The following is a 20,644-nucleotide window of genomic DNA, read 5'->3' as shown; positions in this document are numbered from 1 at the left end:
ACTTTAATTATAAAACCCCTATCTTTTAAAGACAGGGGTTTTTCTTAGTATTTAAATAGCATGGTAATGATTTGCCAACCAGTACCTACGGACCAAAATACTACATGGTCTCCTCTTTTAATTTTCCCACTCTGAATTCCTTTATATAGAGCGATAAACGGGCTACTTGTTCCTGTATATCCAAATTCATCACCTACATATACAAATTTTTGTTTGTCTTCTCCTAACTTCTCTTGAATTACCTCGATGTTTTTTAGTGAAAATTGAGAGAAACAATACGAGCCAATATCTTCTTTTTCTAAACCATGTTTTGTTAGTAAAGATTTAATAGATGATACGGCAGGTGGCACACATACAGTTCCGTCAAATGGAATCCAATTAATTTGCATGTCTTTTGTCTTGTTTTCTGGATTATATATATTTGATAGTCCACATGCAGGGAATAAAATATTATGAGCATCTGTGCTATCTGTGTAATACATAGAATCAATAAATCCTGTGTCCTCTTCTACTTTCTCTAAAATGATTGCAGAAGAAGCATCTCCATAGTTTGGATAAGTGATTTCATCATCTGGATTACAATGAATCGAGTTATGGTCAGAACCTACAACTAATGCATGTTTTACATTCGGATTAGACATCATGTATCTACATGTTTGTTCCACTGCTACGAGCATTCCTGCACAATTTGAATTGGAATCCATACAAATCGTTTCAGCCTTACCTTGAATCTCTTTATGTACTAAAATCGCATTGGTAGGGAATGTATACTCTGGTGTTTGCGTTGAAAATACAATCATGTCCATTTCTTCTCCTGACATGTTTACCTGTCGTAATACTCGTTTTGTAGCTTCTATTGCCATAGTTAAACCATTTTCATTTTTATCCTCAATAATATATCTACTTTCTCTCCCCATCATTTTTAGAAAGCGAGAAATATCTTTTCCCTTTTCTGCAAAATGTTTTAAATAAAAATCGTTCGTTCTTGCTGTTTTTGGATGATAAATATCAACAGCTTTAATTCTAATGTTTGTCAAAACTATCTCCCCCTTTTATTTTATATATTAAGATTTTGTATTTTATTTCATTGCGAAACTTTTTATTACAATTATTTGTATGAGTATGCATAAAAAAAGAAGGGCGTCATGCCCTTCCCTCCTTCATCAAACTTCTTTGATTTCGTAATTTGCAAGACCAGTATTTTTTGCTACTCGATTCAATTGCATCTTTAGGATGGTACTTTTCGGAGCAATCTTGAAGATTACTTTTGTAAATCCATCAGCGATATATAATTTATAACAATTCTCCAACATAGGTACTACATCTGCTGATGTTACATTTAGCTTTGTACAGTCTAATTCAATTACATATTCTTTAGGATTAATTCCTGCAATTTTTTGTTTGTAGTCTTTGATGAAGTTCGCTCCATCTTCAGATGACATGCTCCCCTCAACAGAAACATGAAATACTTTTTGAATTCGATTTGCTTGTAATGTATATTTTCCCATAGTAGATATCTCTCCTAAATCTATTGTTTTGAATATTTATTTGTCTGGATTTAATAATAACACCAACAATTAGAGTAGTCAATAATTTTTTACTAAAAAATTATATTACATTGACATTAAACCGTTTTCATGTATTTTTTAAAATCGAAATATTCATATCCATCCTCGTCCTCATCCATTAAGTCTAACGATAAGTGAGTTACTGTGAATGGAATTTGTATGTATACATCGTCTTTAATGAATGATATAGTTCCATCCTTTTTATTATTAGAAATATGAATAATCTTTCCATATTGAAATTGTTTTTCATCATTTATGATAGGTAAGATATCTTCTTCATAATCTAAATCAATACTTCCTCCAACGAATCCACCATTAATCATCTTATACGAAAAAGAAAACTCATTATTGTCTTTATATATATGAAAATTCAACGCTCCAAGTTTTAGTTCCCCTGATTCAGTTGCATTACACAAATTAATCACTTGTATAGCTCCTCTCATTGATTATGAAGGTAAATAATACTTTGTTTCTTTCATACTTATTACATAAGATAAATCCTGTACACCATTTATATAACTATTATCTATTAATACTTGAACAAGAACCGTTTCGTTATCTGCTGATTCTGTAAAATCAGAAATGAAAATCTCTCTAATTTCTGCATACTCTTTGAATTCCTCAATTTTCTCTTTGTTCATTCGAATTGATATGTCAAATTGATATTTAAACATACTTTCTTTCTTTTCCTCTGTCATAATAATATCAAGTCCTTGTTTTCCTCTTACATATTCCCACTTAATTCTCCTTTTAATGAATTTTGCAATAGAGCGTGTTAATTCGAAATAATCCATTCTTCTTTCACAAGCTCTTTTACTAATCATGCAACCATCTCCACCTCTAAAAACAGGAAGCACAAATATTTCTGTTTTTTGATTTGAAGAATCAACCACATACAATACAACCTCATATGCAATCCCAACGAAACACTCCTCAGCTTCAGATGCTCTCATTCTTGTATTAATTTCAATTCGTTTAGTATTTGGATTTCGAATGAATTTATATAATGTTTCTAAACCTTCGTATACTTTTTCAATACTATTTTGAAAAACCGTTTCACGTTTGTAGACTTCTAATTCTTCATGTGATTCTTTTACTTTTTCTTCTAATCCTACAATTTTTTCTTCTAATAATTCTTTTTCATTTTTCATTTCTATATATTTCTCTTTATATGAACGCATCATTTTACTTCACTTCTCTTTCTAATTTTCTTTCATTCCATAACTTTGCATTCGTTTTGATTTCCTCTAATGTCGTTACTTTGTCACAAGTCATATATCTTTTGTCTTCACCTTTTTGAATAAGTACAATATTTTCATTTACAACTTCCGTAACTTCATATTCAAAATCTCTTTGAATGTCAGGAAGTACCTTAGGTAATTCTGGATGATTTTCAGCAAAACCTATCATGAGATTAAATGTTAAATCACTATTATTTGTGATAAAAACCTTGTCTCCTACCCTTAAAGAGGGTTCTTTAATATCTTCTTCTATTAATTTTGCATAGATATTTACAGAATCTACTCGAATATAATAATGGTTTAACCCGTGCATCTGCACTAACTCGACTTTATCCGCAGTTCCTGATATAAATAGAATTTCTTGCAGTGCCCCATTAATCTCTTTTAAAAATCTTGCTCCTACACCCGAATACACTTCAATGACATCACAATTAACACGTCCTTGATATCCAAATAAAACATATTTAAAATCTGTAATGACCTTCTTTTCCCCTTGCTTTAACATCGCCATATTAATTCATCTCCCCTTTATTCTTTATTCGATTGGATTCATGTAAAAATAACTCTTTATTTAAGTGAAAAACACATTGTATAGCTTCCTTTATTTCTTCTTCTGTGAATTTCATTTTCTTCATACAATCCTTGCAAAGTAGCGATTCTTTAAACTCTTCATCTGAATCTAAATTCATAGGCTGTTTTTTATTGCAATTAGGACAAAATACGTGAAACCTTAAATCAATTAATCCCTTATTATCTGATAACCCTAAAAATAATCGAATACATTCTCTTTCAGGCAATCCAGTTAATTCAGAGAACCGAATGGGAGAAATCTTGTCATCCCCACGATAAATTGCTTTTCGAATATATACTTCTATCATCGGCATAAGTAAATTCGGTGGATACTCATCCCTTAGAACTTTATTTTTCTTAAACGATATATTTAATTGTTCCGAAAGCATAAAAACACCTCATTTTTCATTGACTATAGTTAATATTAATAATATCATTATATTTAACAAATGTCTAAATGAAATAATTATGTAATTATTTCAAAAACACTATAATAAAAAGCAGTTAAGAGAAATGGGATTTTAAAAAATTGATTCAAAAGGAGAATGTATCATGTTTTCATTAGAACAATTAAATGAATTAAAAAAGTCGAATAAAGGAAACGAAATAGCAGAAGGGTTGATTGAAGATATAGAGATTTTACACAAAAGACTGAAATATGCTCATCGTTTTGCAAGACGAGACGATTGTTACGATGCTCCTTATGTAGAAGAAACTTTGAGTGAAATGGATGGAGAAGGCATCAAGTTTAGTGAAGAACGAATGAAGAAGTTAGCTAAAGAGGATGCTTTTATTAGGTCTCAGGCAGAAAGATTAAGTCTTGAGATTGTTTTTAATGCTTTTGTCTTGGGTGACTCAAACATGGAACGCATTTACAAAAGTTTATAACAAAAAAGAAGCTGTTTTTTCAACAGCTTCTTTTTTTAAACCATTAGTCTACAAAACTAAATTCATATTCTAATATTTTAACGGTATCTCCATCTTTAGCTCCTCGTTCACGCAATGCGGAATCTACACCCATGCTACGCAATTGACGAGCAAAACGTTGTACAGATTCATGATGTGAGAAGTTAGTCATCTTGAATAGTTTTTCAAGCTCTTGACCAGATACAACGAATGTCCCATTGCTTTCTCTTGTGATAAATAGCTTATCTCTATCACTTTCGAATTTATAGGTTACATTCCCAACCTCTTCTTCATGTTGGGCAATTACACTTGATGGCGTTTTTTCTACCAAATCAGCTACACTGAATAAGAGTTCTCTTATTCCTTTTTGATTTAGTGTTGATATAGGGAAAATAGCTATATCATCTTCTATTTCTTCCTTAAATATAGCTAAATTTACTTCAGCATCAGGCATATCCATTTTACTGGCTACAATAACTTGCGGTAATGAAACTAATCGTGCATCATATTCTTTTAATTCATTAATAATTGTTTTGTAATCCTCATAAGGGTTTCTTCCTTCTAATCCAGACATATCAACCAAATGAACAATTACTTTCGTTCTTTCAATATGTCTCAAGAACTGATGTCCAAGTCCAACTCCTTGATGAGCTCCTTCAATCAGTCCTGGTAAATCAGCCATTACAAAGCTTCTATTGTCTTCTGTAGCCACAACACCTAAATTAGGTACTAATGTTGTGAAGTGATAATCAGCAATCTTAGGACGTGCTTTTGAAACAACTGATAGCAACGTTGACTTCCCTACACTTGGAAAACCAACTAATCCTACATCGGCCATTACTTTTAAATCTAAAACAAGGTCTCTCTCTTCTCCAGGCTCTCCATTCTCAGCAATGTTAGGAGCAGGATTTTTCGCAGTAGAAAAACATACATTCCCTCTACCACCACGACCACCTTTTACTATAATTGCTTCTTGTCCGTGTGTTACTAAATCAGCCAGTATTTGACCAGAATTTTCATCTTTAATAATTGTTCCTGGTGGAACTTTCAACATTAAATCATCAGAGTTTCTTCCATGCTGACGTTTACTCATACCATGTTGTCCATTGTCTGCTGAAAATCGTCTTTTATAGCGGAAATCCATTAACGTTCGAAGTCCTTCATCTACTACAAAAACTACATTTCCTCCATTTCCACCATTTCCACCCGCAGGACCACCGTTCGGAACATACTTTTCACGTCTAAAGGATATCATTCCGTTCCCGCCGTCTCCACCTTTTACACTTACCTTTGCTTGTTCTATAAACATGTTTTCACCAAACTTTATTTTATTTTTCCTCTAAAGAAATGCACAATTCATCTTCATTTATTTGATATGTAATAGAAAAATCATTATTCATTTCAAGATATTGTTGTATTGCATAGAAATTTTGTATCCGACCTCTATAATCAAAAAAGAAAGAATTCTTTTCAAGTATCTGTATTGTAATACACATGTGATTCTCTACATACACATCAATTGAAACATGTAATATGGAAAGTAGTTCTTTTGTCCAATAAAGCAATTTTTCATCTAAATAAGAGATATCTTTATTATCACCAAGAACTTCAAATGACAATTTAAATGGATTACTACACCAATTATAAGTGAAGATAAACTCGGAAAATTGGGGCATTTTTAAATTCATAAGGTGTGACTCATGATTCGCTTCCGCTACAAATTCACGAATTAAACCATCTATTCGATGTACATCTCCCATAGATAAATGTATTTTAATCAATTGCAATCGGTTTAGCCAATCATGTCTGGAATGACGAAGTGCATCAAGAACTGGACTACTTTTAGACATAAAAGAACCACCTTTTTATATAGAAAAACTCTAATCTCAACAAAGATTAGAGTTTCCTTTTATAAGAGTTATATTATGCTTCTTGAGAAACAGGATATACGCTTACTTGTTTACGGTCACGTCCAAGGCGTTCGAAACGTACAACACCGTCTGTTTTAGCGAATAAAGTATCATCTCCACCACGACCAACGTTCACTCCTGGATAAATCTTAGTTCCACGTTGACGGTAAAGAATAGAACCACCTGTTACAAGTTGACCATCTGCACGTTTTGCACCAAGGCGTTTTGATTGAGAATCACGACCATTCTTTGTACTACCTACACCCTTCTTAGATGCGAAAAACTGAAGTTCTAACTTTAACATAGTTACACCTCCTATTTTATTGTATGAATTTTCACGAATTTGCTGTATTCAGATTGGACAGTTTCCAACGAAACGACCATTCCTAATAATAAGACCTGTGCATTACGGTAAGCATCTCCTGATAAACTTGGTAAAGAGTATTGAAGGAATCCATCATTCATAGTTGTATGATGGTCGGCACGAACGCCACAAATCCTTTCAATGGCATTTACCGTTCCTATTACAACCGTGGATACTCCCGCACATACAATATCTTTTCCATGTTCAGCAAATTCAGCATGTCCTTTAACACTAAAAGACACAATGTTTGAATCTTTTTTATTTATCATTATTTTTATCATTTTAAAATTTAAGCGTTGATTTTTTCAATTACAAGCTTCGTATATGATTGACGATGACCTTGCTTTTTACGGTTGTTCTTCTTCGCTTTGTATTTAAAAACGATGATTTTCTTTGAACGACCTTGCTTTTCAACTTTAGCTGTTACTGAAGCGCCTTCAATTACAGGGCTTCCTACTTTAACAGCATCACCGCCAACAAATAAAACTTTATCAAAAGTAACAGCTTCTCCTGCTTCTACGTCCAACTTCTCAACATAGATAGTTTGACCTGCTTCAACTTTTAATTGTTTTCCGCCTGTTTCAATAATAGCGTACATACCTGCACCTCCTCATTTTACTAAGACTCGCCATAACAAGGTAGATAATAATTTATCATTTAGAAACCTTTCATGTGCGGTTGTAGTATATAGCTAATAGGTGCTATAAACTATAACAACGAGTATCTTATCATTTATTCTTTTTTAATGTCAACAATAAATTAAAAATAAAAAGCCCTTATTTAGAAGAGCTTCGGTTTGTATCTGATTAATAATCAATATCGCATATAAGACAAGTCGTGTACTTCCTAAAAACTGCATAGCTAATGCTAATGGCTATTTGTAACGATTTTCTATATGTAGTTTATATATGTATGTGTTTATACTTTCTTCAATTCTTTCTTTAAATACACGAGGTATAAATCCGCAATGGGGAACATGAGTAACAAGGACCATTTCAATGCCGTAACTGTATCACCTTGATTTTGGTTCAACTGTCCCAAAATAACCCATTCATATATCCACCATCCTACAGATAAACAAATCAACGCACCAATGTAAGATAAAAGAAAACCGATAAGATACAAAGAAATTACATACTCGTCATGTATATAACCTTTTAATCCAATCATTATCTTGAATCGAAGAATAATTCCTTTTGTTAGTAGGTAAAACATTTTCACTTTGATTCATCCCCCTTTCGTTCGCCCATCCATCTTTGTTTAAGTTATGAAGCTAACTTTAGCCCTTTATGCATTTTTAACTTATGTACGATATCTATGAAAGCAAATCGGTGTTCTTCTTTCAGAAAATCTAAATTGTTGTTTTTATATTGAAAGAGCATGTGCTGTGCCAACAACACATAGAAATCATCCTCGTATTTTACAATGAAGGGTTCCAACCTCTCTTCTTTTAAAAACCATGGCATAAGCCTTATATAACACTCTTGAATAAAATGTAGGGCATATTCAGGATGCCTCTTCTCCCTACTTTCAAGAACTGACCATTCCAAAGAAACAAAACCATAGAATTCTAATAAAACTTTATTTACTTGAGGTTCAAGAAATCTAAACTTCATTGTGTTTGATAAAACGGGTTCTATCAGCTCTACTTCCTCTAATTTTTTCTTTTCAAAAAACTTATCAATCATTATCGCACCTCTTTTTTCATTAACTATAGTAAATAATAACATATTCAAATAAAAAAAGCATGTCTTATAAACATGCTTTCTATCAAGATATTTAATTTAAAATAGTGAAATCTAAATCAATAAATATTTTCTGCAATTCTGATTTGTATTTTTCATTACCTGATTTTACAAAGACATATTTAAAGACACTCGTAAAAAATTTAATTCCATGACTTTTGAAGTGTGGACATTCTAAAATCATGGGTGAACCGTTTAAATATTCTTCTATTATATTTGTATGTTTTGAACCAATTCCGATGTTATACCCATTATGCGTTCTTGTTATTTCTTCTATACCACTCATTGGACGAGTGAAGTGAAATTTAACAAGAACGTCAAATTCCCTTAATAAAAGTTCATCATCCCACTTTAGGTCTTTTTGAATCTCGTCAAATGTATAAACTAAATCATTATTTTTGTCCCCCATACTCGAATTTAGTAAAATTGCATACATTAGCTCTCTTGCCCTTGGATTTATTCGACTTAATATATTTCCAAATTCATTTATGTTTGCATCAACAACTTTGCTATTAATCCTTTTACGATAAAGACCAGTTAGCATAAATGTTAACCCAAAGTAGTGTTCCCTTTCATGAAATACTGGTTTATATGAATTGTATTCAAATTTTAATTCTTTTTTCATATATTCATTGATTAACTTTAATTTATCTAAAGATAATTTCTCAATTTCTTTGCCAATGTCTACAATGTCAATAACATTTAACTCAAACGTTTCAAATTTAGGTAATTTATAATATTTCTTTTTTTCTCCAATCATAAATATATTCAATATCTTAAATTTTTTATCCCAATCATATTTTTGAAATTTACTTGTACAATCTAACACTTTATCTTTGGTATTTGTTGATGTAATTTGATAACTCACACCTGCTTTTTCATCCCCTAAATCTATACTTGGAGTATTTGTATCCTCGTAGTTTAAATTTTTTAAATTTAAATCATATATGATGTTAAACAAATCACAGAAAAAGGTTTCTGCTCTTACGTTTTCAACAATAGTGTTTGCTTTTGTATCCAATTTCAATTTAATTGCAATCCTTGCTAATTCATCAGTTATTTCATTTATCACGTCTGTTCTAACAAATAGTGCCATATGAGTTCACTCCACTAAATAAATTTTCATTTAATTTATTGTATCCTCCACTAAAACAAAAGGAAACTCATATGAGTTTCCTTAATTTAATACTGTGAAATTTAAATTTAAAATTAATTTTTCAAAGTATTCATCTAATTGTTTTTTATTTTTACTTTTTGTTTTTAAAAAGTCATATAACATATTAAACCATTCGTTTCCATCCTTACTATAGGAAAGGCACAACAAATATTTATTGTAACGCTCCCAATCATCAATGTCCCTAATTATATCTATTATATCCATTTCGTTTTTTACATCAACCCAACCTTTCCTTCTCAATATGTTTAATTCTTTAATGAATATATCTTCACTCCATTTAAGTCTTTTTAAAATGTCATAAGAATCAAAAGAAATCCCTCCATCTTCAACATCAACAGACTTCATCATGATGGCATAAATAAGCGTTCTTGTTGTTCTATCTAAATCACTTAACTCTTCAGAAAACTGATTAATTATTTTCTTACCTGTTTTTCGGTATTCACTTATAAAATACTTTTTTAAGAATTTTGAATACGTCCCTTTTTTTAATTGAACGTCTATATATTCATCATTATTTTTCAATAACGGTCCCTCAGATATTAAATATTTCAATATTTTTTCTTGTTTTGGATGCGGTAATTTACATATTTCTTTTATAATTTTGGGTATGTCAATTACGTTATCTAAATCGAAATCATACTCTGGAAAATCTTTATATGTTTTCTTTGTGCCAATAATAAATATATATAAGCTATCATATACTTCATCCCACTTGAATTTTTTAAATTTATGTAATGATTCCTTGATTTTTTCTCTATCATTTCTTGAGGTTATTTGATAGCAAACTTTAGCCTTTTCATCTCCTAAATCAATGCCTGGTGTATTTTGAATTTGGTCATTTAAATTCTTTAACTTGTATCCATACATTAAATTAAAAAGTCCAGAAAAAAACATTTCTGCATCTTTATTATCATCCGTATAGTCTAATTTATTTTCAATTTCTATAATTGTTTTAATTACACCTAATTGATAAGCAAAATCCTTTTTTAAATTCTTTTGAAAGGTTTTCAATTTGCACCATTCCTTTTCGAATATAAAGAGCATACAGAATAACCCTGTATACTCTTCATTTTGTTATTAATAATGTGAATTCTCCATTCTATACTTAGCAAATTCGAATGTCTCATAGCTAATTGGATATCCGAGTTCTTTCACCTCTACTATTACTTCTTTTTCTATTATCTCATCCTTATCTAAAACCTGTAAAACAAATACTTTTTCTTCTTCATTACTATTTATATATTTACAAACTTTATTTTCTCCATCTACTTCCCGAATCATAAAAGGTTTTTCTTCTAAAGAAAATTTAGCTTTATTCATTTTAAAGAAATCCCAATCGAATTCTCCATCCTTGATTCGACCAAACTTAGAAAAATCAGCATCTCTCATGTAGTACCCTTCCTCAGTGCCACCTAACGCACCTTTTTCATACCCATAACACTGACAATTTGTAGCAAAGTCACAAGTAGGTGATAAATCGCAAGAACCACAGCAACGGTTATCTTGAAAAACTGGACATTGATTTTCTTCTAAAGGGATTCGAAACGCCTCTCTTCTTCTTTCGTTACGTCTTCCCAAGTTTGTACACTCAAATACTTCTCTTTTCCGTAAACTATGCTTTTCATCATGCTTATCCACAATTCTTCTCAACATATTAATTAATACACTCATTTTCATATCCTCCTAAAATCAATTCAAATAAATACCTGTTTTTTATCTTCCAGACATTATATGCAATTAGTATAAAATCTAAAAGTATGTAGATATAAATAAAAGAATACATATTAAACAAAATAACTATATTGATAAAAAACAAAGAAAAAGTGAGTGTTTTTATGGGGAAAATGCATTCGACAAATCATTTTATCTATAGATAGGAGGTGATGTTATGACAAAGGATTGTTTTTTATTAATCTTTTTTATCATTAATGTTATTCCAGCAATAAAATTAGTTTATGTGGCTACTCGTCCTTTAAATACTTATAATGCAAGAGAATGGAAAAATAGATTTATTAAACATTGTTTTATACTAAGTTGCACTTCGTTCTTTTGTCTTATGACTATGTTACTTTTTTTTGGAACTAATGGCTTGTTTAACTTTTTAACAGGTATGTTAATGACATCTTTTATCATATTTATGTTCAGTTTTCTCTTTTCTTTAATGAAAGAAATAAAATTTCTTTCATTATTAAATCAAAACAAATTATTTATTCTTTTTTTAACAGTAGTTGGGGTTTTATCTTCGTACTATCAAGGTGTATTTTTACATTATATTATATGAATTTAATATAAGAGCAGGTATTCACCTGTTCTTTTTTACTATCTACAATTGTCAGACATTTTTTGAGAAAATTAAGTTTTTCGAATATTTAATTTACTAAAACCTGGTTTATTGATATGATTTAATTACAACATTTGGGAAGAGGGGATTTTATGAACACTAAGTTTTTGACCCAAGAAGCTTTGGCTAAACTCTTAGATGAATGGTATAGAGAGATAAAAAAACAAAATGTCGATATGGCCACGAAATTACGAGAAGAAGTAGTTGGATATGTCAAAAATAATAAGTTGAGTGAAACATCTCAATTCCATTATCACTTAATCTCATTTCGCCATCAGGTTCTAACGGATGGCATTCATATTGGGCAAGACTCATTTGATAAAATCAATGAGTTTCCAGTTCCTTCAGATAACGTATTATCCTACTATTATCACTTATTCAAAGCGATTTACTGCACTTTCTTATTGAACATAAAAGAAGCTCATTATCATTTTGATGAAGCATCTTACCTCTTAGAGAGTATTTCGGATGAATTAGAAAAGGCAGAGTTCTATTATCGAACTGCTGTATTGTATCACCATAATAACCAATCTATGTTGGCAATTAAAAATACATTAAAGGCGAAAGAAATTTATGAACAATATCCAGGGAACGAATTGAATATAGCATCCTGCGAAAACGCATTTGCCTCTACATGTGTTTTATTACAACAATTTGAACAAGCTGAAGAGAGCTACAATACAGCTATTAATATATTACAAAAAGCAAATAAAAGCGATTTAGTCCTACGCATACGAAATAACTTGGGTTGGCTTTATGCGAGTCAAAATCTATCTGAATTGGCAATACGTCACTTATCTGAAGTATCAGAGAGCATACCGCATCATTTTAAAGCTATTTTTCTACAGGCCAGAGAGTATTACAAATTAAATGAACTAACAACAGCAGAAACATTTATTGAAAAAGGTTCTTCTATCTGTCAACAGTTAGGAAATGAAGAATACAAATGGCATTTTGCTATTTTAAAAGCATTAACAAGTGGAGCTTCTATTGAAGAAACTGAGGAAGTCGTATCGTTAGGAATTACTTATTTTGAAAAAGAAAGTCTATGGGAATATGTAAATGAATATAGTGAAATGTTAGCAGTGAAATACTACAGTGTAGAGAATCATCTAAAAGCTTCTCATTATTTCTTTAAGGCACATGAAGCGAAAAAAGAATTAGATAAAAAAGGAGCGTTACAGTGATGAAAAAATTCAAAATTGCCCTATTAGGTTTTGTATCTGTAGCTGTATTATCACTTGGATTGAATTCTGGAACCGAAACACAAAAGGCGTCCTCTGTTACCGAGAGTCCAACTCATGTTATTTACTACTCACACGCTGATGTTTGGTAAGTTATGTTCCTAACATACAAAAAGGAGATAGATTCGTTTCTACCTCCTTTTTTTCTATTTAACCTTAAAAATTCTGTAACAATAGATTTCATCAATATGGTCTTCATCATATAAATAATCGGCAGTCGATGTTTGTGTGCCGATGTATTTTCCCCACTTACACCATCTCCAACCACCCCATGGAGACTGGTCCAGCTTCCTTACTCTTGTCAAAGCAACTACATATTTCTCTTTCGACGTTTCTAATTCAGGAATATACTCTAAAATTTGTTGAGGATTATCGCAAACACCATTGCAACTAACATCACGTTCTTCTGTGTCTACAATCGGTTCATACTTATCAATAACCTGAACACCACAAATTTCTAATAAGAAATGAAAATTAAATTCAAATCCTGATTTCGCTAAATACATTCCTTTACCAATTCTCATTTTATTCCTACGCTTTTTTAACGCCTTTAAATCTACTAACATTAGGATTCACAAGCTTCTCTATTCGTTTCGATGTTCTTATTTTTTTGCTCTTCTAATTCTTGTAGTAATTTTTGAATTCCTTCAATTGATTCGAGTTTTTCACTCTTTAAATCTCTTGTATGTTCATATTCTTTAAACACCATCGAAAGTAATTCTTCCATAGATAACATAGATTTAGAAAGTCCTTTTCTTTTAAGGAATTTCCAAAGAAGTTCTTGCAATAGATAATTCTCCACTGATTGAATATTTAATGTACGCAAATTATAATATTCATCCTCTAATAGTTCATTTTTATTTGGACTCTTTTCGATTTTCAAAAGAGGTTTATAAATATTTATAGCATGATTCAAATATCCCCTTTCAACATCGGACAAAGAATCATAACGGTTCGCCATTTCTATTAAAATCGAAGGTCTTAACTTCATTCCTACTTCATCCCCTCTGCTTGATTCAAGTAATCCAATCCCTTTTTGTACCGCTTCTGTAGACTTTTATGTTTTTCAGTAATAACAGGGATACGAGTCAAATCCATATTGTGCAAGATATCTTCTTTCTTTACCTTACGACCAAGTTCATCTCCAGAAGAGCGTTTAACGAATTCCATATAGGTTTCATCAGGTCTACGAGTAACAGAATCAATACCCTGAATGATTCTTTCTGGGAACCCTTCTGAACGGAAAAATTCATCTGTTAGTCCTGCATCCTCTTTTGTATCATGTAAAACCCCTACTATCTTCTCATCAATCGTTTCTAACTGATTCACCACATGCAGAGGGTGTAAAATGTATGGATTTCCACCTTTATCTGTCTGTCCTTCATGAGCCTCAAATGCGATTTGAATGGCTTTTTGTAATAGAGGATATCCTTCAGCTTTTTTTATTTCTTCTTTCACTATTTGCACAATCTCTTTAGTCATACTAAACCGCTCCTTTAGCAAACAATCCATATATATTTATAATCCTTTCGAAATTCCATATTTCTCAACAAACTCATAGAAGTTACTATCAGGTTGAATATTTAACGCTAATTTAGCAAATCCATCTGCTAATTCATTAAAATCATCACCAGTATGTGCATCTACTTTACAGAACGTCACCTCAATATCAGGGTTTTCAGCAAAGAATTTCTGCATCCATTGATAATAAGTCTCCGAAAATTTATTATCTCTTTTCCAATATCCAGTAGCGTGGAGAGCAACACCTTCATAATCAAAGAAAATGACCAACTTTTTAGGCTTTTTCTTTTTCGCTACTAAAAGAGCTTTCATCGTACCAAGTAATTCTCCACCTATTTGTTGCATAGTAACTGCATCTTTATTACTTCCCACGCCATTATCAACATAAACAACTGTTTTTCCACCTTCTACACAAATCAATCCATATGAGTAATTCTCGATTTCTTTACTAAAACTTCCGTCAACATAACAATGAAGAGCATCTTTTGGATAAGACTCCTCACTTTTATGTATGTATGGGGCATCTTTTTGCAGGAACGCTTCAGCTTCTTCTCTTGTAGGGAAGCCTTTGTATTCAGAAGCAATACCATGCGATTTCTTATTCACACCTTGAACCAATGATGCAGTTTCATTCCACGAAGTTAAAATTAAATTTGAAACAACCTCATTCTTTTGTTTATCAAATCCCTTTTTGACTGCATAAAATTTATTTTTAGCCATGTCACATCTCTCCCTATAATATATTTAATAGTTCTTCTTTATATAAAAGTGTTTGAAACGCTGTAATTTAACTATCCTTTTAGTAAATCATACATTTTAAATTAACTATAGTCAACACAAAAAGGCGTATAAAAATCATACACCTTTTTCAATTCAACTTATCTTATTCTGTCATAATGTAGAGTTCCAATACAATTAACTGAATCTCAATCCTAATTTAGATATAATATCAATCTCATCAAATCCTGCTAATTCATTATTTCTCCATGAATACGAATGTATGAACCAGGATAACGTTTGTTTTACCATGTTAAGGTAGAATAATAAATCAACATGTAAATCATGATTGGTTTTACCTTCTATAGAATCTTGATAAGACACCCTATCCGAATTTGGCTTAAGGTTAACATTACCTAACCAAAATGCAATTTGTTTGAATCGGTCTTGTAAATCCTTAGGCTTCTTATAAACCACAGCCATATATAATCTTTTCTTTTCTTCTCTTTCATCTAAACAGTAAATGCTTTCTTCTCCTTCGATTATTTTAGATTTTAATAAAGAAGGACGATTTGCATTGCTTGAGAAAGTATTTGATTTTGTTATCGAAAAACATTCCTGTATAATGCCATTTATTTCTTCCCTATGCTCGCTTGTAAATGGTGCATAAGCAAAGCGTTCATGAGTTAGATAGTCTAATGCTAACAGAAGCGTTTCTATAACGATTAATAGTTGTTCTTCCATCGCTCCTTCTTCTTTTAATTTCGGTAGCATCTCTATTAATTCTTGCGTATACATATATATAAGATGTCGTTCATGAAAGCTTTCAGGAGATAATAAGTCTACTTCGTCATGTAAGTAAGGCAACCATTCTTTTTCAATTGCTAATTTTACCTCATCACCATCTTTAGCGTAATGATGCAGAGATAGTAGTTTCGTTCCATTTTTGAATTCTTCAGCTATGATATTCTTGATTTCTGTTGTCATAATTGCACCTATCCTTTTTCATATGTAAATTAACTACACCTTTTGTATAAACCTTCTCTATTTTAGCAAAGTTGTATCTGCTTCATAACTAATTACATTATTCAATTTATATAAAACAATAAAAAGAGTAGCTATCTGTATAAAACAGCTACTCTCCTGATTTTATTTTAGTTCTTTATAATCTACTGGTAGTTCTGATGGAAGGTTTTTATCCTTGAAAAGATTACGATTCACTTTAGAACTATTAGAATTGTAATCTTTAACAATACTTTGATATTGCATAAGATACCCATCTATGTTTTGTTGTAAGAAAGAATGTTTTTCACGAATATCTTTTGTCCATGTGCTTGGCTCACCATATAAAGATTCTATATCTTTTAAACTCTTCTCAGCGTTTTTAATGTTTTGAACCATCGCTTTTGCTCCGTTATATCCATCTTTAAACTGTTCATAGTTTGTTAGTGCATTATCGGCATTAAGCGTTTTGTCAATGACTCCTGTTGTCGTGTCTACTGCTTTATTTGCTACATGTGCGGGAAAAAAGATAACTTTCACTGCTACACCTAAAAATGATAAAGCAAAAAGGGTCAGAATAATTTTAAATGTAGTTTTCATTATTGATTCTCCCCTTGTTCTTTTGGATTTGAAACTTGAACCTTTTCGTTATTTTTCGAAAGTTCCTCCATTTGTTTATTAGCTACTTCCATCTGTTTTTTATATTGAGTTGTGTTTTGTTGTTCAGACTCATCAACTTGTGTAGAAATAGTGCCATACCCTTCTTCAATCTTATAAGGAACAGGACTAACAAAATAATCCCCTCTATGCTGATGAATAAGACCAGCAGGGTCAAACCAAAAAACATACGTTTCACTTGAGCCATATGTGCCCATTTCATCTGGTGCCTCTACAAGTGTACCTGTCCCTGAACTATACGCTTGCGATGTAGTAAGTCTTTTATTTCCACTGGTTACTTTCCCCTTTACAGGAAAACGACCAATTACACGACCTGCACTCATAGGATAAATCCATTGAAGAGTATTGGGGTCATTTGACACCAATATACGTTGACGAATATTTTCACGTTCCAAACTCTTAGTAATATTAGGTGTTTTTGTTTCCCCCATTAAATGTTTTGCATTTGCAACTTTCGCTTGTTGCTGTCTGCTCATTTCATCATCTTCTACACAACCTGTTAACATAACTGTTGCAATTGCCATTGGTATTACAAATTTAAGCGTCTTCTTCATTTTTCTTTTTTCTCCTCTCATGTCCTTCATTACCAATCCGAAATTTCAAGTTTTACAATTAAATCATATATTTATTCGTTGACTATTGTCAATGAAATTATTTTATAAAATAAAAAAGAACGCAAGGATTAACCATACGTTCTTTTACAGACCTTATTTTTTCACAACTAAGAATTTGTAATCATCAAAATATGTAGAGTCATCTACCACAATTAGATTAAAGAATTTTAAAATTTTATCTAATGAAGTATGACATTCATCCCACATATTCGTATTGCTAATAATCGCTTGTTCTGTTTGCCCAACTACGATTGCATAAATCTCATTTAGACCTTGCTTTAAAATGGAAATATCGCCTTCAATATCTCTTCCATCGTCTTCTAATTCACGAATTCGTTCAATTTCATCTTGTACGATTTCATAATCAAAGATACTTGCAGGGTTATAGTCATAACTTGCGATAGGTTCATCTTCATTCCCTTGATAGTTATGAATTCTAAAATTATCATTATCCGAATCTAATTCAACTACAGTAACAAGCTCTCCATTAATCATGATTTTAATAGATGGATATGCATCATCATTTACTGCAATTGCTGAGATTTCACCTTTTCCTGTATTGATTGTCATTTTGTTTTTAACTGTTGTCATTTCATTTTCCTCCAATATTAATTCATTTAATTTAAAATACCTGTTTTATAACTTACTGTTATTAAGTAAGCTTTCCTCTTGTTTCTATACAATTTCTAATCAGACTTGAAAAATCTTCTAATGCATAGTTAAATCCATTCATTTCAGAAATTATTATATTAAACTCCTCATCCTTAATACACTCTTCCTCTAAATCTAACAGTACCTTATTTAATTGATTTAATAATAAAATTTGTTTTGCATTCATTGTAAATCCTCCATTAATATAATTGATTTCAATACCTGTTTTATAAATTCAATTATTATATGTATATACAGAGTAATTTATCTATGCAAAAGAAAAAGACTATAGATATTTCTATAGTCCTTACCTACTTATAACGATTTAATAAAATCTAAATTGTTTTTTATGAACGAGATTGTTTTCATTTTTACTTTCGAATCTTTTTCATCTTTTAATCTTTCAAGAAGTTCTCTATCTATATCTGATAGACTTGATGCTTCCAAATTAAATTCATAGAAATCTAATTCATTCGGTTCGTTATTGTCCTTTATGTACCAACCACCAAAATGTTTTACAATAGATTCTATTACTTCAAATGAGCATCCACCCTTACTCATATCAATTAAGACTAACTCTCCATTATGACCTGTTTCCTCCACATAGTCCCGATTATTGGTGAAAAATGAAAGAACTCTTTTCTCAATCGTTACTTTCTCTGTAAAGTATATTTCCAGATATCTGTCCGTAACATGTTCTACCCTTGCATCATTACAAATGTTTTCTTTTATGTAGTGAAAAACATCCCACACTGAAATATTTTCGTTTAATAATCCTGTTGTACATGCACCCATTGTTATGAGCCTCCTATAATAAATTTTTAAAAAAATCCCTTATTTCTATAATTCATGTATTATACTGACTCTATTCATCTCATATTCCAGATGTCTCTATTCAAGTACAAAAAAGAAGCAAAGGATTATACCTTCACTTCTTCCTCTTTCTCTTTTCCATCCTTATTCATCTAACTCCACTAATTCACATGTAAAGTCTTCATTAACCTCAAATCCATAAGTTCCTAACAAATCTCCAAGGTCACTCAGAAATTTGTCCTTTTCATCTTCTGAAATAGACTTTCCACTTTTATTTAGCAAGCAATTTAATTGAATGCCCATTGGTTTTCCTTCTATAATCTCATCTAATTCGTAATCACTTAGTTCTTGTTCTGTTAATGGTCTATTATATGCTATGGACCCGAATCTTCCATAGTCGTCATTTCTATCAATAAAACCTTTCGGCTGACAACCAAGGCTAAATCCTCTTAATCTATACGCATACCAATATAATGTACTCATTACTTACACCATCCTAATTAATTTTGTATTTTTATATGTTAAAGTCTACATTTACAATACCTTCTATTTAATACTTAACCATTTCCTTTAATTTATGTTGATTTACTGCAAAACATCCTCCAAACTCTTTTACAATACCATGAATGATGTCAGGAGCTCCATACCCTCTCATACTAAGGAACACATGTGGACTATTCATTTCTGTGTACTCATAATCTTCCTTATACACTTCATTAAAATATATTTCTCCCGTATATGTTCTGTCCTCTACTTGATATTTAACATCCATTAAGCCACTTGTATTCAAAAAAGAAAAACGTCTGATTCTTAAAACCTCAGCATATTTCTCTTTAATCACCTTTAAAATATCATCAAATACTACAGCTTTTTTTACATATCCATTTGAGTTTACATTCATTTACACTCTCTCCCTTTTGATTAGATTCATTGAAACACCTGTTTTTTATATTCATTGCTATTATAGAAATATATTTAATCTCCTATTCAAAAAAGAAGCATTTAAATTATGCTTCTTCATACATTTACTTATTCTCTTTAAAAATCTTGTGTATCATTTCTTGATGATACGCTCGAAACTCTTGTAGTCTTTGATTATATTCCTCTACTAATTTTTTCTTTTCTTCTGTTACCGCAGTATGGGTTGTAATTCGTTTTTTTAACCGTAATGGCGAACGACCTCCATTTGCTTCAATTAGAATTTCTTCCTTTTCAATGAATTCTTTTTCTGAAATTCCAGAATTCGAAGACAGTAAGTGGGAGCCTAATAAGAAGAATCTTTTTGGCGTATCTACTTTCTTTTTAGAAATCCCTAAGTATTCTTTTAAGGCCCTTAAATGTCTTCCTCTTGCTCTAATAATTTTGTTGTAATCCAAGTCCTCTTTTCTCTTATCTATTAAAATCTTATTCACACATTCCTTGTCTAAATATATATTTTTTAACTCCAATTCAGAGTTCCATACTGTTTCCCATTTTTGATAATTATGATAACAAGCTCTATTTACATAACCGCCATCTGTTACATCTGATACTATATACATCCCATTCTCTTCATTAATTTTCAAATTTGACATTTTAAAGC

At 31.1% G+C, this 20,644-nt stretch carries 32 protein-coding genes and 1 other annotated feature; of the genes, 3 read left to right on the top strand and 29 right to left on the bottom strand.

The features are described 5' to 3' along the window. Positions 1-44 precede the first annotated feature (44 nt). From CQ064_RS08915 to CQ064_RS08890, 6 genes are all read right to left on the bottom strand, one after another. Positions 45-1,037, bottom strand: a complete 993-nt coding sequence (locus CQ064_RS08915; RefSeq protein ID WP_000181944.1) for a 3-oxoacyl-[acyl-carrier-protein] synthase III C-terminal domain-containing protein — start codon at positions 1,035-1,037, stop codon at positions 45-47. A gap of 126 nt (positions 1,038-1,163) precedes the next feature. Then, on the bottom strand, positions 1,164-1,508 hold the full coding sequence (locus CQ064_RS08910) for a hypothetical protein (RefSeq protein WP_000521666.1): 345 nt from the start codon (positions 1,506-1,508) through the stop codon (positions 1,164-1,166). A gap of 116 nt (positions 1,509-1,624) precedes the next feature. Next, positions 1,625-1,993 (bottom strand): hypothetical protein, encoded by a 369-nt coding sequence (locus CQ064_RS08905; protein ID WP_000609008.1) that lies wholly within the window; start codon positions 1,991-1,993, stop codon positions 1,625-1,627. A gap of 21 nt (positions 1,994-2,014) precedes the next feature. Beyond that, positions 2,015-2,752 (bottom strand): hypothetical protein, encoded by a 738-nt coding sequence (locus tag CQ064_RS08900; RefSeq protein ID WP_000986416.1) that lies wholly within the window; start codon positions 2,750-2,752, stop codon positions 2,015-2,017. A gap of 1 nt (position 2,753) precedes the next feature. Further along, positions 2,754-3,320: a hypothetical protein gene (locus CQ064_RS08895; protein WP_001241103.1), complete on the bottom strand. Its 567-nt coding sequence runs from the start codon at positions 3,318-3,320 to the stop codon at positions 2,754-2,756. A 1-nt stretch (position 3,321) separates the two neighbouring features. After that, positions 3,322-3,768 (bottom strand): hypothetical protein, encoded by a 447-nt coding sequence (locus CQ064_RS08890; protein ID WP_000947845.1) that lies wholly within the window; start codon positions 3,766-3,768, stop codon positions 3,322-3,324. A gap of 163 nt (positions 3,769-3,931) precedes the next feature. On the opposite strand from CQ064_RS08890, the gene CQ064_RS08885 reads away from it, so the two are divergent. Next, on the top strand, positions 3,932-4,267 hold the full coding sequence (locus CQ064_RS08885) for a hypothetical protein (RefSeq protein ID WP_000492019.1): 336 nt from the start codon (positions 3,932-3,934) through the stop codon (positions 4,265-4,267). Between the two features lie 43 nt (positions 4,268-4,310). On the opposite strand, the gene obgE is transcribed toward CQ064_RS08885, so the two are convergent. The 10 genes from obgE to CQ064_RS08835 form a co-directional block, all read right to left on the bottom strand. Further along, positions 4,311-5,594 carry a GTPase ObgE gene (gene obgE, locus CQ064_RS08880; protein ID WP_000469473.1) on the bottom strand — a complete coding sequence of 428 codons (1,284 nt, stop codon included), beginning with the start codon at positions 5,592-5,594 and terminating at the stop codon, positions 4,311-4,313. 19 nt (positions 5,595-5,613) lie between these two features. Beyond that, positions 5,614-6,135, bottom strand: coding sequence for a Spo0B C-terminal domain-containing protein (locus tag CQ064_RS08875; RefSeq protein WP_000047133.1), 522 nt, complete (start codon positions 6,133-6,135; stop codon positions 5,614-5,616). Positions 6,136-6,208: 73 nt separating this feature from the next. Further along, positions 6,209-6,499, bottom strand: a complete 291-nt coding sequence (gene rpmA, locus CQ064_RS08870; protein ID WP_000915492.1) for a 50S ribosomal protein L27 — start codon at positions 6,497-6,499, stop codon at positions 6,209-6,211. 11 nt (positions 6,500-6,510) lie between these two features. Further along, positions 6,511-6,828 (bottom strand): ribosomal-processing cysteine protease Prp, encoded by a 318-nt coding sequence (locus CQ064_RS08865; RefSeq protein ID WP_000608708.1) that lies wholly within the window; start codon positions 6,826-6,828, stop codon positions 6,511-6,513. 20 nt (positions 6,829-6,848) lie between these two features. Further along, positions 6,849-7,157 (bottom strand): 50S ribosomal protein L21, encoded by a 309-nt coding sequence (gene rplU, locus CQ064_RS08860; protein WP_000270910.1) that lies wholly within the window; start codon positions 7,155-7,157, stop codon positions 6,849-6,851. Between the two features lie 13 nt (positions 7,158-7,170). After that, positions 7,171-7,249 (bottom strand) — a sequence feature (ribosomal protein L21 leader region). Between the two features lie 228 nt (positions 7,250-7,477). Further along, a complete protein-coding gene (locus CQ064_RS08855; protein WP_241199319.1) occupies positions 7,478-7,774 on the bottom strand; it encodes a hypothetical protein in 297 nt (98 codons plus the stop codon). 50 nt (positions 7,775-7,824) lie between these two features. Then, entirely contained in the window at positions 7,825-8,247 is a 423-nt protein-coding gene (locus CQ064_RS08850; RefSeq protein WP_000565648.1) for a hypothetical protein, read from the bottom strand. Positions 8,248-8,338: 91 nt separating this feature from the next. Next, positions 8,339-9,400 (bottom strand): SMEK domain-containing protein, encoded by a 1,062-nt coding sequence (locus tag CQ064_RS08845; protein WP_001173392.1) that lies wholly within the window; start codon positions 9,398-9,400, stop codon positions 8,339-8,341. 81 nt (positions 9,401-9,481) lie between these two features. After that, complete coding sequence (locus CQ064_RS08840; RefSeq protein ID WP_000847218.1) at positions 9,482-10,492, bottom strand: SMEK domain-containing protein; 1,011 nt, start codon at positions 10,490-10,492, stop codon at positions 9,482-9,484. 66 nt (positions 10,493-10,558) lie between these two features. Then, complete coding sequence (locus CQ064_RS08835) at positions 10,559-11,152, bottom strand: hypothetical protein (protein WP_000114651.1); 594 nt, start codon at positions 11,150-11,152, stop codon at positions 10,559-10,561. A gap of 762 nt (positions 11,153-11,914) precedes the next feature. On the opposite strand from CQ064_RS08835, the gene CQ064_RS08825 reads away from it, so the two are divergent. Both CQ064_RS08825 and CQ064_RS08820 read left to right on the top strand, forming a co-directional pair. Then, on the top strand, positions 11,915-13,009 hold the full coding sequence (locus CQ064_RS08825) for a tetratricopeptide repeat protein (RefSeq protein ID WP_001092785.1): 1,095 nt from the start codon (positions 11,915-11,917) through the stop codon (positions 13,007-13,009). Beyond that, positions 13,009-13,158, top strand: coding sequence for a Phr family secreted Rap phosphatase inhibitor (locus CQ064_RS08820; RefSeq protein WP_000713614.1), 150 nt, complete (start codon positions 13,009-13,011; stop codon positions 13,156-13,158). The genes CQ064_RS08825 and CQ064_RS08820 overlap by 1 nt, the downstream gene beginning before the upstream one ends. A gap of 54 nt (positions 13,159-13,212) precedes the next feature. Here the strand turns inward: CQ064_RS08820 and CQ064_RS08815 are convergent, their stop codons facing one another. From CQ064_RS08815 to CQ064_RS08755, 13 genes are all read right to left on the bottom strand, one after another. After that, the gene (locus CQ064_RS08815; protein ID WP_000959509.1) at positions 13,213-13,632 is read right to left on the bottom strand and encodes a hypothetical protein; all 420 of its coding nucleotides are present in this window, start codon (positions 13,630-13,632) and stop codon (positions 13,213-13,215) included. After that, a complete protein-coding gene (locus CQ064_RS08810) occupies positions 13,632-14,057 on the bottom strand; it encodes a hypothetical protein (protein WP_000776842.1) in 426 nt (141 codons plus the stop codon). The genes CQ064_RS08815 and CQ064_RS08810 overlap by 1 nt, the downstream gene beginning before the upstream one ends. Positions 14,058-14,059: 2 nt before the next feature. Further along, positions 14,060-14,548 (bottom strand): hypothetical protein, encoded by a 489-nt coding sequence (locus CQ064_RS08805; protein WP_000159511.1) that lies wholly within the window; start codon positions 14,546-14,548, stop codon positions 14,060-14,062. A 36-nt stretch (positions 14,549-14,584) separates the two neighbouring features. Further along, complete coding sequence (locus CQ064_RS08800) at positions 14,585-15,307, bottom strand: ribonuclease H family protein (RefSeq protein WP_001107209.1); 723 nt, start codon at positions 15,305-15,307, stop codon at positions 14,585-14,587. 195 nt (positions 15,308-15,502) lie between these two features. After that, positions 15,503-16,291 (bottom strand): hypothetical protein, encoded by a 789-nt coding sequence (locus CQ064_RS08795; RefSeq protein ID WP_000206051.1) that lies wholly within the window; start codon positions 16,289-16,291, stop codon positions 15,503-15,505. A gap of 162 nt (positions 16,292-16,453) precedes the next feature. Beyond that, positions 16,454-16,906: a hypothetical protein gene (locus CQ064_RS08790; protein ID WP_000858685.1), complete on the bottom strand. Its 453-nt coding sequence runs from the start codon at positions 16,904-16,906 to the stop codon at positions 16,454-16,456. Beyond that, the gene (locus CQ064_RS08785) at positions 16,906-17,538 is read right to left on the bottom strand and encodes a hypothetical protein (RefSeq protein ID WP_000751884.1); all 633 of its coding nucleotides are present in this window, start codon (positions 17,536-17,538) and stop codon (positions 16,906-16,908) included. Before CQ064_RS08785 ends, CQ064_RS08790 begins: the two co-directional genes overlap by 1 nt. Before the next feature lie 153 nt (positions 17,539-17,691). Next, positions 17,692-18,189: a hypothetical protein gene (locus CQ064_RS08780; RefSeq protein WP_000214260.1), complete on the bottom strand. Its 498-nt coding sequence runs from the start codon at positions 18,187-18,189 to the stop codon at positions 17,692-17,694. Positions 18,190-18,250: 61 nt separating this feature from the next. Beyond that, positions 18,251-18,436 carry a hypothetical protein gene (locus CQ064_RS08775; protein ID WP_000992264.1) on the bottom strand — a complete coding sequence of 62 codons (186 nt, stop codon included), beginning with the start codon at positions 18,434-18,436 and terminating at the stop codon, positions 18,251-18,253. Positions 18,437-18,564: 128 nt separating this feature from the next. Further along, positions 18,565-19,044: a hypothetical protein gene (locus CQ064_RS08770; protein ID WP_000500540.1), complete on the bottom strand. Its 480-nt coding sequence runs from the start codon at positions 19,042-19,044 to the stop codon at positions 18,565-18,567. Positions 19,045-19,206: 162 nt separating this feature from the next. After that, the gene (locus CQ064_RS08765; protein WP_000105989.1) at positions 19,207-19,545 is read right to left on the bottom strand and encodes a defense against restriction DarA-related protein; all 339 of its coding nucleotides are present in this window, start codon (positions 19,543-19,545) and stop codon (positions 19,207-19,209) included. A 67-nt stretch (positions 19,546-19,612) separates the two neighbouring features. Further along, on the bottom strand, positions 19,613-19,963 hold the full coding sequence (locus CQ064_RS08760) for a hypothetical protein (RefSeq protein WP_001102273.1): 351 nt from the start codon (positions 19,961-19,963) through the stop codon (positions 19,613-19,615). Positions 19,964-20,087: 124 nt separating this feature from the next. Beyond that, a complete protein-coding gene (locus CQ064_RS08755; RefSeq protein ID WP_000067283.1) occupies positions 20,088-20,636 on the bottom strand; it encodes a hypothetical protein in 549 nt (182 codons plus the stop codon). Positions 20,637-20,644 lie beyond the last annotated feature (8 nt).

The organism is Bacillus sp. MYb78 (assembly GCF_002975115.1).
In the GTDB taxonomy this organism is placed as follows: Bacteria; Bacillota; Bacilli; order Bacillales; family Bacillaceae_G; genus Bacillus_A; species Bacillus_A cereus.
This window is presented reverse-complemented; position numbering and strand designations above follow the sequence as displayed.